Source organism: Bordetella sp. FB-8 (genome assembly GCF_000382185.1).
GTDB lineage: Bacteria > Pseudomonadota > Gammaproteobacteria > Burkholderiales > Burkholderiaceae_B > Bordetella.
In genome coordinates, this window is the sequence record NZ_KB907784.1 from 46819 (window position 1) to 59685 (window position 12867).

Sequence of the window (12867 nt, forward strand, 5' to 3'; positions counted from 1 at the left end):
AACCTCGATATGGATGAGTTCAGCTCAGTGCCTGCACCCGCACCCGCGGGGCGAGCGCGCACATGAGCTCGTAGCCCAGTGTGCCGGCGGTCTGGGCCACTTCGTCGACCGAAGGGCCGCCCTCGCCCCAAAGCACGACGGAGGCGCCGATGCCAGCATCGGGCACAGGATCGAGATCGACAGTGATCATGTCCATGGATACCCGGCCGACCAAGCGCGTGGCCACCCCGGCCACCGTAACAGGTGTGCCCGTGGGCGCATGCCGCGGATAGCCGTCGGCATAGCCGCAGGCCACCACGCCCACGCGCATGCGCCGATCGGCGCGGAAGGCGGCACCATAGCCGACGGAGCCGCCCGCGGGCACAGACTGCACGCCGATGATCTCAGAACTCAAGGTCATGGCCGGCCGCAGGCCGTAGGACGATGCGGCCACGTCCGAGAAAGGCGTTGCGCCGTATAAGCATACGCCTGGACGCACCCACTGCGGCGCGCCGTCGCGGCTGACTGAAATCTCGGGATAGCGCAGCGTTGCTGCCGAATTGCAGACGCTGCTTGCGCCTGCCAGCCCTTCGGTCGCACGCGTGAAGATATCCATGGCCTGGGCGATGCCTTGCGGGCCGTCGGCTGTGGCAAAGTGCGTCATCTTGGTGAGCGACCCCACCACGCCACGCTGCTGCAGCTGCTCGGCGCGGGCGTGCGCGGCCGCATAGGTCGCGGGAGCGTAGCCCAGCCGGTTCATTCCGCTGTTGAGCTTGAGCTGGATATTCAGGCGACGGCTCAGGTGCGCCGCCTCGATCATGTCGAACTGGGCATCGTCATGCACGGTGACCGTGAGATGGTAGCGATCGACGATTTCCAGATCGGCTGGATGGAAGAAGCCTTCGAGCAACAGGATGGGGCCGCCCCAGCCGGCTTCGCGGCAGCGCACGGCTTCGTCCAGATCAAGCATGGCCAGACCTTGTGCGGCGGAAAAACCGGACACGGCCCGCTCGATGCCGTGTCCGTAGGCATTGGCCTTGATGACGGCCCAGATGGACGCGGCTTCGCCTCCTGCCAACTGCGCGGCCTGATCGAGATGGCGGCGAACGACGGACAGATTATGGCGCAGGGCCGGGACGGAAATCGAGGCTGAAATGGGACGCGGCATGGGGGAATTCCTCAACCTCTAGTCTACCTGACATATGATTTCCACATGGCTGTAAACCACTACGAAAACTTCCCTGTCGCATCGCTGCTGCTGCCGCGCCGGCTACGCCCCGCAGTACATGCCATCTATCGCTACGCACGCAGCGCCGACGACATCGCCGACGAAGGCGATTTTCCCGACCGCGAGCGCCTGGACGGCCTGGCGCGCTATCGCCTCGCGCTGCAGCGCATAGGCACCGGGCAGACACCCGACGCAGAGTTGGCGCCGGTCTTCGCGCCGCTGGCTGAGACCATCGCGCAACACCAACTGCCACTGGTGCCCTTCTTCGACCTGCTCTCGGCTTTCGAACAGGACGTGACCGTCAAACGCTATGACAGCTATGCCGCCCTACTCGATTACTGCGCGCGCTCGGCCAATCCAGTAGGCCGTCTGATGCTCGCCTTATATGACGCGGCGACACCGGACAACCTGCGTGACGCCGATGCGATCTGCACCGGACTGCAACTGGTCAATTTCTGGCAGGACGTCCGCCAGGACCAACGCCGCGGCCGCATCTACCTGCCGCTCGAGGATCTGCGGCACTACGGTGTAAACGAAGAAAATCTGACTGCTGGCCGGATCACGCCGCAATGGCGCGCTCTGATGGCGTTCGAAACGCAGCGCGCCGCCGCGCTGCTAAACTCTGGCGCATCACTCGCCGGCCGCCTGCCGGTGCGCATTGCACTGGAACTGCGCCTGGTCGTCGAAGGCGGCCTGCGCATCCTGCAGCGCATCGAGCAAGCCGATTACGACGTCTTCATGAACCGGCCCGAACTGCGCGCGCGCGATTGGGCCGCGATGTTCGGACGCGCGATTTTTAAAACCTGATATGACCTACGCATGACCCCTGACGACTACTGCCAGGACAAGGCCGCCAAGAGCGGTTCGAGCTTCTACTACGCCTTTCTCTTTTTGCCGCCTGAACGGCGCCGCGCGATCAATGCGCTGTATGCCTTCTGCCGCGAAGTGGACGACGTGGTGGACAACGCCGGCGATGAATCCGTGGCCCGCATCAAGCTGACCTGGTGGCGCACGCAGGTCGACAAGATGTTCGACGGCACACCCGAGCATCCGGTTACCCGCGCCCTGCAGCCGCACCTTCAGGCCTGCGACATCACGCGCGAGCGCCTGCTGGCCGTGATCGACGGCATGGAAATGGATCTTGACCAGAGCCGCTACCTGGACTGGCCCGGTCTGCGCAAATACTGCTGGCTCGCGGCCGGCGTAGTGGGCGAAATGTCGGCAGGCGTGTTCGGCCATAGCGAGGCGAGCACGCTGGACTATGCCGGCAAGCTGGGGTTGGCCTTTCAGCTCACCAACATCATCCGCGACGTGGGCGACGACGCCCGCCGCGGCCGCATCTACCTGCCTGTCGACGACCTGCAGCAGTTCCAGGTCAAGGCCGCGGACATTCTGAACGGCGTGTATTCCGACCGTTTCACGGCGCTAATGCGCTTTCAGACGCAGCGTGCGCGCGAGCTCTACCGCGAGGCCGCGCTAGCGCTGCCCGAGGCGGACCGACGCGCGCAACGTCCGGGCCTGATGATGGCGGCCATCTATTACGACCTGTTGGCCGAAATCGAACGCGATGAATGGCGGGTGCTGCATCAGCGCATCTCGCTCACCCCCCTGCGCAAGCTGTGGCTGGCCTGGAAGACCTGGGTGGGCGGTGGCCGCGGCCTGCTACGCCGCCTGGCGCACGGCCAGGCGAAAAACAGCGCATGAAAATCGCCGTTGTCGGCGCCGGCTGGTCTGGCCTGGCCGCTGCCACATCCCTGCGCGAAGCCGGCGCCCATGTCACGGTGTTCGAGGCGGGCCGCACACCTGGCGGCCGCGCGCGCCGCGTGGCCCAGCCGGGCTTTGACACCATGCTGGACAACGGCCAGCACATTCTGCTGGGAGCCTACTCGGAAACGCTGGCACTGATGCGGCGCCTGGGGCGCAATCCGGACACACTGCTGCTGCGCCGCCCGATGCGGTTGGCCAGCCTGGACGGCCGCTTCCGGCTATCGGCCCCCACTCTGGCGCCGCCCTGGCACGGCGCAGTCGCGCTCCTGAGCGCGCGCGGGCTGAGCTGGCGCGACAAGCTCGCGGCGGCTCGTTTCGTGCGCAGCTTGCAGGCCTGCGGCTGGAAACCGGTGTCCGTATGGACCGTGGCCGAGCTGCTGCACCATCGACACCAGCCTCCCGCCGTCGTCGACCGGCTCTGGACTCCGCTGTGCCTGGCAGCTCTGAACACGCCGCCTGAAGAGGCCAGCGCCGAACTCTTCGCCAGCGTTCTTCGCGATACGCTGACCGGGCACCTGCGCGACAGCGATATGCTGCTTCCCTGCGTGGACCTGTCTTCCCTGTGGCCGGACGCGGCGGCACTGCGCCTGACCATGCGTTACCACAGCACGGTGCGTCACATGCAGATCGATGCGGATTCCGTGGAAATTGCGGGGGAGCGCTTTGATGCCGCGGTGCTGGCCGTGCCGCCCCAGATCGCCGCGCGCCTGCTGGAGGACGCGCCGCGGGCGCCTGGCATGACAGAGCTGTTGCGGAATCTGCAAAGCTTCGGCTACCAGCCCATCGCCACGCTGAACCTGAAGCTGGCCCAGCCCTGGCTCCTGCCCGAACCCATGCTGATGCTGCGCGAAGACCGCACGCGCAATCATTGGGGGCAATGGCTTTTCGATCGTTCCAGGCTGACCGGGCGCGGCGCCGAACTGGCCGTGGTCGCCAGCGCGGCAAGCGCCCTGGCGGACATGCCCAAGACGGCCGCCATCGCAGCGCTGATCGAGCAGATACGCGGTCAGGCCTCGGTCGGCGGGCTGACCGCCATGCCCGCCGTCGAGCAAGCCGAACTCTATGTCGAAAAGCGCGCCACGTTCTCGGCCCGCCCCAGACAGCCCAGGCCGAGCAATGCCACGCCCTGGCCCAGGCTGGCGCTGGCGGGCGACTGGACCGACACCGGCTATCCCGGCGTGCTCGAAGGCGCGGTGCGCAGCGGTCTGCAGGCCGCCGACGCCTTGCTGGCACGCCGATCAAGCCCGTAGGGGCGGATTCAGAACGACTCCCACTCGCTCTTGTCGTCGGCCGGCGCGGGCGCCCTGGACTTGGGAGCCGCAGGCTTGGCCGGGGCCGCCAGCTTGACCGGCGCCCTGGCCGGCCTGGCTTGCTTGACCGAAACCGCCTTGACCGCCTGCGCCGACTTGGCTTCCAGCTTGGGCTCGGGACTGCGCGCCGCCCGCTCGACCACCGGCCTTGCCGTCACCTCGATCACATCCGCGCCCTCGCGCAACTTGAAGACAGACACCGCCTGCGCCAGTTGCCTGGCCTGCTCCTCCAGCGAACCCGCGGCCGCGGCCGCCTGCTCCACCAGCGCCGCGTTTTGCTGCGTGGTCTCATCCATCTGCGTCACCGCCAGGTTCACCTGGTCAATGCCGCTGGACTGCTCCTGAGATGCCGCCGAAATCTCGCCCATGATGTCAGTCACCCGCTTGACCGAGGCCACAATCTCCTGCATCGTCGCACCCGCGCGCTCGACCTGGTTCGATCCGACCGCCACCTTGCCCACCGAGTCCTCGATCAACTGCTTGATCTCCTTGGCCGCCTGCGCGCTGCGCTGAGCCAGCGTGCGCACCTCGCCCGCCACCACCGCAAAACCCTTGCCCTGCTCGCCCGCGCGCGCCGCCTCCACCGCCGCGTTCAGCGCCAAAATATTGGTCTGGAACGCAATGCCGTCAATCACCGACACAATCTCCGAGATCTTGTTCGAACTGGCCGAGATCGCCTGCATGGTGTCCACCACCTCGGACACCGCCGAACCCCCGCGCACCGCCACCTCCGAGGCGCTGGCCGCCAGCTGATTGGCCTGGCGCGCGTTCTCGGCATTTTGCTTGACCGTCGCAGCCAACTGCTCCATCGAGGCAGCCGTCTGCTCCAGCGAAGCCGCCTGCTCCTCCGTGCGCGAGGACAGATCCGCGTTGCCTTCGGCGATTTCCCTGGACCCAACATTGATCTCTTGCACCCCGCGGCGCACCGCCGTCACCGTGCGCGTCAGGCTGTCCTGCATGCGCTGCATCGCATACAACAGGCTGCGCCTGTCGTCCTGCCCGACCCTGACCGTCCCGGCCAGGTCGCCGTCAGCAATGCGCCCGGCAATCCCCGCCGCGTACTCGGGCTCGCCGCCCAGACTCTTGCGGATGCTGCGCATCACCCACAAAATGCCGGATGTCACGATCAGACCCACCACCAGCGTCAGCGCCAAAATGCGCCAGAGCTGAGCATAGAAGGCCTGATTGATGTCGTCGATATAGGCACCGGCAAAAACCACCCAGTTCCAACCCGGCACGCCCAGGCTATAACCCATCTTCGGGATGGGCTTGGCTTGACCCGGTTTGGGGAACATAAAATGGCTGACGTGATCGGTCACACCGGGCAAGCCACGCTCGACGAGCATCTGGGAGATATTCACCCCGTTCGGATCCTTAAAGTTGGGCTTGGTACCCTCAACTTTCGGCAACGGCGGAACCAGGAGAGCAACCTCATGGGTGTTGTAGATGGCAATGTAGCCGCTCTTATCCGCGCCATAGCGCATGGGGCGGATCTGTTCCAAGGCCATGTGCTGGGCTTGCTGCAATGGCATGTCGCCGCTCTCGGCCCTGGCCTTGTAGCTGTCGATCAGGCTGATGGCCATCTCGACGTGCTCGGCCAGGGCCTGCTCGCGCTCATGGATCATTGCCGTACGGCTCAGCCAAGCGTTGACCACGACCAGACCCACGATGCCCAGCCACAGCAGCACCACGATGCCCCAGAGCTTCTTGCTAAGTGTTATGGATTCCACGACTTTCTCCCAAGATACAGCCAGTATTTCTGCCGACCGATTTCGTTGACGGAAATGCTGGAAATTTAACTGCCCTAAAACGCCGGCAAAGAATAGAAGTAGCCGTTTTCTATCGCTTAAATCATGGGCCTGTAATGTAACGAGTCCGCGCTGGAGCCGGTGCGGGCTTCTTGCCAAGCGCGAATCGGGCGGCGGCGGGCGCTGCCCTGGCCCGCGCGCATTGCCCTATTTGAAGAAATGGAACGTGGCCAAGCCCAGCGCGGTCAGCGCCAGCGAGTCCGGCAGGCTCGTGCCGGCGTAGGCCAATGCCATGCCATGCCAAAGTGGCTGCGCTCGAGCATCGCCACCGTCTCGGCCGAAAACGTCGAGAACGTCGTCAGGCCACCGAGAAAACCGGTAATGGCGGTCAGGCGTATCCAACTCGGCCAGGCAGGGGGAGCGCCGCAATCAGTGCAACCAATAGACCTACGTAGCCGCCAACGGCCATGCTTGTCAGACTGCCCTGCCAGCCAGCAAACCACGCAAACCGGACTGGACCTTAGCTCAGAACGACTCCCACTCGCTCTTGTCGTCGGCCGGCGCGGGCGCCCTGGACTTGGGAGCCGCAGGCTTGGCCGGGGCCGCCAGCTTGACCGGCGCCCTGGCCGGCCTGGCTTGCTTGACCGAAACCGCCTTGACCGCCTGCGCCGACTTGGCTTCCAGCTTGGGCTCGGGACTGCGCGCCGCCCGCTCGACCACCGGCCTTGCCGTCACCTCGATCACATCCGCGCCCTCGCGCAACTTGAAGACAGACACCGCCTGCGCCAGTTGCCTGGCCTGCTCCTCCAGCGAACCCGCGGCCGCGGCCGCCTGCTCCACCAGCGCCGCGTTTTGCTGCGTGGTCTCATCCATCTGCGTCACCGCCAGGTTCACCTGGTCAATGCCGCTGGACTGCTCCTGAGATGCCGCCGAAATCTCGCCCATGATGTCAGTCACCCGCTTGACCGAGGCCACAATCTCCTGCATCGTCGCACCCGCGCGCTCGACCTGGTTCGATCCGACCGCCACCTTGCCCACCGAGTCCTCGATCAACTGCTTGATCTCCTTGGCCGCCTGCGCGCTGCGCTGAGCCAGCGTGCGCACCTCGCCCGCCACCACCGCAAAACCCTTGCCCTGCTCGCCCGCGCGCGCCGCCTCCACCGCCGCGTTCAGCGCCAAAATATTGGTCTGGAACGCAATGCCGTCAATCACCGACACAATCTCCGAGATCTTGTTCGAACTGGCCGAGATCGCCTGCATGGTGTCCACCACCTCGGACACCGCCGAACCCCCGCGCACCGCCACCTCCGAGGCGCTGGCCGCCAGCTGATTGGCCTGGCGCGCGTTCTCGGCATTTTGCTTGACCGTCGCAGCCAACTGCTCCATCGAGGCAGCCGTCTGCTCCAGCGAAGCCGCCTGCTCCTCCGTGCGCGAGGACAGATCCGCGTTGCCTTCGGCGATTTCCCTGGACCCAACATTGATCTCTTGCACCCCGCGGCGCACCGCCGTCACCGTGCGCGTCAGGCTGTCCTGCATGCGCTGCATCGCATACAACAGGCTGCGCCTGTCGTCCTGCCCGACCCTGACCGTCCCGGCCAGGTCGCCGTCAGCAATGCGCCCGGCAATCCCCGCCGCGTACTCGGGCTCGCCGCCCAGACTCTTGCGGATGCTGCGCATCACCCACAAAATGCCGGATGTGATGATCAGGCCCACCACCAGCGTCAATACCAGGATGCGCCAGAGCTGCGCGTAAAACGCCTGATCGATGTCGTCAACCCAGGCGCCGATAGAAATCGACCAGTCCCAGGCAGGGATGGCCAGGCTGTAGGTCAGCTTCAGCAGCGGTTTGGGATTTCCCGGCTTGGGAAACCAGTATTTACTGATATGGCTGGGCGAGTCGAGTTGTGCGTGCTTGATAATCTCCTCGGTGATGTCCAAACCATTGATGTCCCTGGAATCGACATTATGGTTCTCGCGCTTGGGATTCGGCGGCAGCATCAGCATCATATGGTCCGCCATCCGGTAAATGGCGAAATAACCGCTCTTGTCCGCGTTGTAGCGCATGGGCCGCAATTGCGCGATGACCGCTTTCTGCGCGTCGCTCAACGACATGGTCTTGTCGTTGACCTTGGCGACGTAGCTGTCGATCAGGCTGGCCGCCATCTCGACCTGCTGCCTGAGCGAATTCTCCCGCTCGTGGATCATCGCCTCGCGATTGAGCCACGCATTGATCGCCACGATGCTCACGATCCCCAGCCACAGCAGCACCACGATACCCCAGAGCTTCTTGCTCAGTGTTATGGATTCCACGACTTTCTCCTCTTTGTTGGGCCGGTATGCCGGTTTGTCGCTTCGATTGATCGCGATCCCGAGGAGATTTAACCCCCAGAGGCTTGAGGTTAAAGAAGAAAAGTAACCGGGTTTAACCACTCAAATCCTGGTTAGAGACAGCGCTATTCTTACTATGTCATAAGTCATATACTACGATCTTCTCGACTTCATGCGGGGGGGATCGATGAATGCAGCCGATCGCTTTGATCAATACCTTGAACATCTGAGCGAAGGCTTAGGTCACGCAGACCGGCGCGCCGGCCTTCGCGGCTACTGCACAGGGCTGATGCTCCCCTTATCACGCAAAAGCGTAGAACCCATGGCTGCCCGGGTCGATCCCACGCATGCCAGCGCAAGGCACCAGGCGCTGCACCACTTTGTGGCCAAGGCTGAGTGGTCCCACGACGAGATGCTCAGGCGGGTGTGCCAGTGGGTGATCCCGAAGATGGACTTCACGGGCGGGGGCTGGTGGATCATCGATGACACAGGTTTTCCCAAGAAAGGCCGTCATTCCGTGGGCGTGGCCCGCCAGTACTGTGGCGTCCTGGGCAAACAAGACAACTGCCAGGTGGCTGTGAGTGTCTCGCTGGCAAGCACCCAGGCCAGCCTGCCCGTGGCTTGGCAGCTTTACCTGCCCGAGGACTGGGCAGCAGACCCCGAGCGTCGCCTCAAGGCTGGCGTACCCGAGCAGATGCGCTTTGCCACGAAGACACAGATCGCGCTGCAGCAGCTGCAGGCCTTGCTCGTGGCAGGCGCGCCCAAGCACTGCGTGCTGGCCGATGCGGGTTACGGCGTGGACAACGCCTTTCGCCAGGCGCTCTCTGACATGGGATTGGCCTATGCCGTGGGAGTCACCTCTGCCGTCGTGGTCTGGCCGCCCGGGGTCGTGCCGCTACCGCCAGAACCCTACAGTGGCATGGGCCGCCCGCCCGTGATGCCCAGGCGAACATCAGCACTTCAGCCTATGAGCGTCAAAACACTGGCCCAGTCCCTGCCGAGCAAGGCGTTCCAGAACATCAGCTGGCGAGAGGGCACCAATGAGACCCTGACTGGCCGCTTCGCAGCCGTGCGGGTGCGCCATGCAGGCGACAATACGGGCAAGGCGCGCCTGCGTCCCGAGCAATGGCTGCTCATCGAGTGGCCTGCAGATGAGGCCGAGCCGCGCAAGTACATCCTATCCACGCTGCCCGAGGAAACACCGATCCACGCGTTGGTCGGCATCGCCTATCAGCGCTGGCGCATCGAGCGCGATTACCAGGATCTGAAACAGGACTTCGGGCTCGGTCACTACGAGGGGCGTGGTTGGCGAGGGTTTCACCATCACGCCGCATTGAGTATTGCGGCCTATGGATTCCTGATGGCCGAGCGTCTTGAAGCTGACAAGTCTGTCGGTGGCAAAAAAAACTTCGCCGCACGCCAAGTGCCTCCCCTTCCCAAGGATTACATCCCCCGCGGCAGTCCTGCGCGCCCAGCGGCACGTGACAACTTCGATCACCACGCTGCGCCAGCGGCTGAGCTATCCGCTGATCGCCAGACTCGGGCAGTGTCCCTGTTGCGGCAGAGCAAGCGCAAAGCTACTCTTATGACATAGTAAGACTATGTCGCCAACGCCTTTGCGGTGTCATGAGTGACGTTAGATATCTGCAAATGAGAATAATCGCTCTCGAATTGAATTCAATTCATTTAAGCCACGTCGGTCGGATACCCGCCACGAAGCTGGGTGCGTATTATCGAACCAGTGCAGCGAGCTGCACACGATTGACCACATCGAGCTTGCGAAACGCGTGTTCCAGGTGCGTGCGCACGGTGGTGAAGGATATCCGCAAGCGACGGGCGATTTCCTTGTCAGGTAGACCGCTGGCGGCAAGCCGGACGATTTCGGCTTCGCGGGCAGTGAGTTTGTCGTCGAGGGCAGTCGGACCAGATCCCCGCGCCGGGCATTCGAGCCAGGACTGCTGCCGGCAACGACGCAAGGCAGCGCCGTAAGCCGGCGTGATCATCTTCAATAGCGTCAGGTCGGTATCGTTGAAGTCTTCTCCCCCTCGCCCCCGCCAGATGCGCATGTCCGCCGTATTTTCGCCGTCGACGCTGGCATACAGGTTGACGCCCCAAAACAGTCCGTCGCGCCGGAGAAAATCGTTGAAGAATTCGGTCTTGACCAGCTCACGCTGCGCCAGGATCTGCGTCACGCGAGTCGGCTCACGGCATTGGCGCAAGCGGTGTGTGATCGGGTCGTGGAATTGATAATACGCCTCGTAGGTTCCGAGATTATCGTCGGACATGTTCAGCGCTATCCGATCGACAAAAACACGCTGCTTGTCGTCCCACACGTACGAGGCATAGCAATCGGCGCGCAGTAAACGCAACAGCAACTCCCCGAGTTGCGTGCGCACGGACTTTTCGTCGAACGGTTCGGCGAGCAAGGCGACGATTTGCGACAGCAGGTTGGTTTGCTGGCTGGTCAGAAACATGAGTTCGGAACATCGCAAGGGATGCCGGCGTCTCCTGCCGTTCCCGGGTAAACCACGCCAAGTCCGCCCGCTAAAGCGGGCGAACTATGATTGTTCGATACGCAAATGACCAACCCAGTGTATTGCCCTAGGGGTACCCGCGCAAGCACGCGTCAAAATGCCCGCAGGGACCGAACCACCGTTGCATCGGCACAGATATGCCGCCCCGTCAGGGATAATAGTTGTATGCCTTCGGATTTTGCGTGTCGATGGGGTTGGCAAACGTGTAGAACGTCCCACCCAGGCTGCGGATCACCGCGCAAGCTCCGTTGACCCCGGTTTGCACCGCACCCTCGATCCAGCCTCCGGTGTACGAAAGGGAATCGCCCGCCAGATAGACATATTTATCGATCGACGGATTGTTCGAAGACATATATTGGAAAAACAGCTGGTTGCTCAACCCGTCATCGCCGGGGAAGTTCAGCTTGAAGGCTCCGTAATAGTAGGGCTGCAAGTCCCAATCCATCATCTGCACGTTGTTTTCATAATCGTTGTTAAGCGGCACGACAAAGCTCGCGAAGGCCGGGCTGGTCTGCGCCACGTCGGCTACTAGCCGTTTTACGCGCGCCTGCTTATCCGTGATCGCCATTTGCTTTATCGAATCGTCTTCCCAGGTATAGCTCAGCAGCACGACACCGGGATCGTTCGGATTGCCAGGCGTGTAATCCAGGCAATAGACGCCCCGCACCAAGGTGTCGGTCTGGATATTGGCGGGCAGACCGGCATTCGCCAGCCAGAACTTGTTCTTGGTCAATACGAAAACCTTGGACGAGCTTGTCATGTGCACTTCGTTGAGCGCGCTGGACTGGGCCGCATTCAGAATCTCGAGACTCGATGACAAACCCATGTCGATCTGCATGGCACGGTTGCTGGTAGCGACGACGACGCGGCCGTATTGCACCCGTTTGCCGTTCGACAATGTCAGCACAGGCTGTCCCTGCGCGCCCGGCATGACGGACATAACCGCCGTGCCGAGTTGGATGCGGCTACCGAGCACGATGCCGTTGATGTTCTGCTTGTAGAAGGCCGTAGCAAGCGACTGAATGCCTCCGGGCACGAATTGCTGACTAGTCTCCAGTTCGTTGACGATCAGGCGCACCAGCTCCAAAAAGCCTATTGCATAGAGTGGTCCGAATCCGCCGGAACCCAAACCCAGCGCGCCGAACAACTGAAAATCCGAAGGGAACGCCCAGGGCGTGCCTCCCGGCGGATTGGCGCCGGTAAACATATGCACCAGACCGTCGTAGAACGAGACATTCTCGAACACGTCGATATATTGCTGCCAAGCGCTTTGTGCGTCGGTCAGATCACCTGCCTCAAGCAAGGCCGTAATTTTTGCCGGCGCAAGCAGCGCTGGCCCGCCGGGCACTTGGTACCCGTCGCTGACGAAGGCGTTCCATCCTGCGTTGACGATATTGAAGATGGCAGGTGGCTGCCCCCCTGCCGGCCAATCATAGGTCCTCCCCTGGTAGCCAATCTTGGTGTCGACCTTCCCGGGATCAGGAAAATTGGGCGAATAGGCAATACCGAAGCGATCCAAATACGTGAATAAGCCGAATTCACTGGGCGGAAAGCGCATGGCGCCCAACTCCGCCAGAAAACCGGCCGGGCCGCCGGGAAAAGTGGCGCTGTAGGCGCGCCCGCCGAAACGCGGCGAGGCTTCGTAGATATCAACGCTCAGCGCGCCCGCGCGCATTAATTCATACGCAGCGACTAGACCCGCGATTCCAGATCCGATCACGGCAATTGGCATTTTTTGTTGAGCTGCCGGCAGGGTGCCTATTGAAGTCGTCGCACCTTGTATGAAAGCTCCGTAATTGAAAAGATTATCGACATAGGAAAACGGCTGAGCTGCCGTAATGCGCGTCCTCATATTCGGAATAATGGCCATGCCTTACCCTCCGGTCGCCCTGCGTTGATCGACGAATCTGAAAACAGCCGATTGAATCGGCCGTCAGGTTAAATCTCTCGAATTTCCCGCGCCATCCTCAAGA

The 12867-nt window shown here is 62.8% G+C and carries 9 protein-coding genes and 1 pseudogene; 4 read left to right on the forward strand and 6 right to left on the reverse strand.

Translation table 11 applies throughout. From position 1 onward, the window contains the following. Positions 1-19: 19 nt before the first annotated feature. Complete coding sequence (alr, locus tag H143_RS0100240; protein ID WP_019936212.1) at positions 20-1147, reverse strand: alanine racemase; 1128 nt, start codon at positions 1145-1147, stop codon at positions 20-22. Positions 1148-1192: 45 nt separating this feature from the next. Between alr and hpnC the strand changes: the two genes are divergently transcribed. Genes hpnC through hpnE form a run of 3 tightly spaced genes read left to right on the forward strand, consistent with a single transcriptional unit; the run spans position 1193 to position 4224 of the window. Further along, entirely contained in the window at positions 1193-2014 is an 822-nt protein-coding gene (hpnC, locus tag H143_RS0100245; RefSeq protein ID WP_019936213.1) for a squalene synthase HpnC, read from the forward strand. Positions 2015-2026: 12 nt separating this feature from the next. Continuing rightward, positions 2027-2911, forward strand: a complete 885-nt coding sequence (hpnD, locus tag H143_RS0100250) for a presqualene diphosphate synthase HpnD (RefSeq protein ID WP_019936214.1) — start codon at positions 2027-2029, stop codon at positions 2909-2911. Then, the gene (hpnE, locus tag H143_RS0100255) at positions 2908-4224 is read left to right on the forward strand and encodes a hydroxysqualene dehydroxylase HpnE (RefSeq protein WP_019936215.1); all 1317 of its coding nucleotides are present in this window, start codon (positions 2908-2910) and stop codon (positions 4222-4224) included. The genes hpnD and hpnE overlap by 4 nt, the downstream gene beginning before the upstream one ends. 8 nt (positions 4225-4232) lie before the next feature. Here hpnE and H143_RS0100260 read toward each other — a convergent pair whose 3' ends face one another. The 3 genes and pseudogenes from H143_RS0100260 to H143_RS0100270 all read right to left on the reverse strand — a co-directional run bounded on the left by H143_RS0100260 (position 4233) and on the right by H143_RS0100270 (position 8342). Beyond that, positions 4233-6014 (reverse strand): methyl-accepting chemotaxis protein, encoded by a 1782-nt coding sequence (locus H143_RS0100260; protein ID WP_019936216.1) that lies wholly within the window; start codon positions 6012-6014, stop codon positions 4233-4235. A gap of 225 nt (positions 6015-6239) precedes the next feature. Continuing rightward, positions 6240-6528 (reverse strand): annotated as a pseudogene (locus H143_RS21840) (CrcB family protein); the annotation flags it as partial. 29 nt (positions 6529-6557) lie between these two features. Then, positions 6558-8342 carry a methyl-accepting chemotaxis protein gene (locus tag H143_RS0100270; protein ID WP_019936217.1) on the reverse strand — a complete coding sequence of 595 codons (1785 nt, stop codon included), beginning with the start codon at positions 8340-8342 and terminating at the stop codon, positions 6558-6560. 205 nt (positions 8343-8547) lie between these two features. Between H143_RS0100270 and H143_RS19630 the strand changes: the two genes are divergently transcribed. Continuing rightward, positions 8548-9954, forward strand: a complete 1407-nt coding sequence (locus tag H143_RS19630) for an IS701 family transposase (protein ID WP_033365284.1) — start codon at positions 8548-8550, stop codon at positions 9952-9954. A gap of 136 nt (positions 9955-10090) precedes the next feature. Here the strand turns inward: H143_RS19630 and H143_RS0100280 are convergent, their stop codons facing one another. Together H143_RS0100280 and H143_RS0100285 are read right to left on the reverse strand one after the other, a co-directional pair. Further along, positions 10091-10834, reverse strand: coding sequence for a helix-turn-helix transcriptional regulator (locus H143_RS0100280; protein ID WP_019936219.1), 744 nt, complete (start codon positions 10832-10834; stop codon positions 10091-10093). Between the two features lie 208 nt (positions 10835-11042). Continuing rightward, positions 11043-12764, reverse strand: coding sequence for an NAD(P)/FAD-dependent oxidoreductase (locus tag H143_RS0100285; protein WP_081626978.1), 1722 nt, complete (start codon positions 12762-12764; stop codon positions 11043-11045). Positions 12765-12867 lie beyond the last annotated feature (103 nt).

Bases quoted from the DNA above. Each gene is read 5' to 3' on its own strand.
- alr (WP_019936212.1), bottom strand. From the start codon at position 1,147: ATGCCGCGTCCCATTTCAGCCTCGATTTCCGTCCCGGCCCTGCGCCAT.
- hpnC (WP_019936213.1), top strand. From the start codon at position 1,193: ATGGCTGTAAACCACTACGAAAACTTCCCTGTCGCATCGCTGCTGCTG.
- hpnD (WP_019936214.1), top strand. From the start codon at position 2,027: ATGACCCCTGACGACTACTGCCAGGACAAGGCCGCCAAGAGCGGTTCG.
- hpnE (WP_019936215.1), top strand. From the start codon at position 2,908: ATGAAAATCGCCGTTGTCGGCGCCGGCTGGTCTGGCCTGGCCGCTGCC.
- H143_RS19630 (WP_033365284.1), top strand. From the start codon at position 8,548: ATGAATGCAGCCGATCGCTTTGATCAATACCTTGAACATCTGAGCGAA.
- H143_RS0100280 (WP_019936219.1), bottom strand. From the start codon at position 10,834: ATGTTTCTGACCAGCCAGCAAACCAACCTGCTGTCGCAAATCGTCGCC.
- H143_RS0100285 (WP_081626978.1), bottom strand. From the start codon at position 12,764: ATGGCCATTATTCCGAATATGAGGACGCGCATTACGGCAGCTCAGCCG.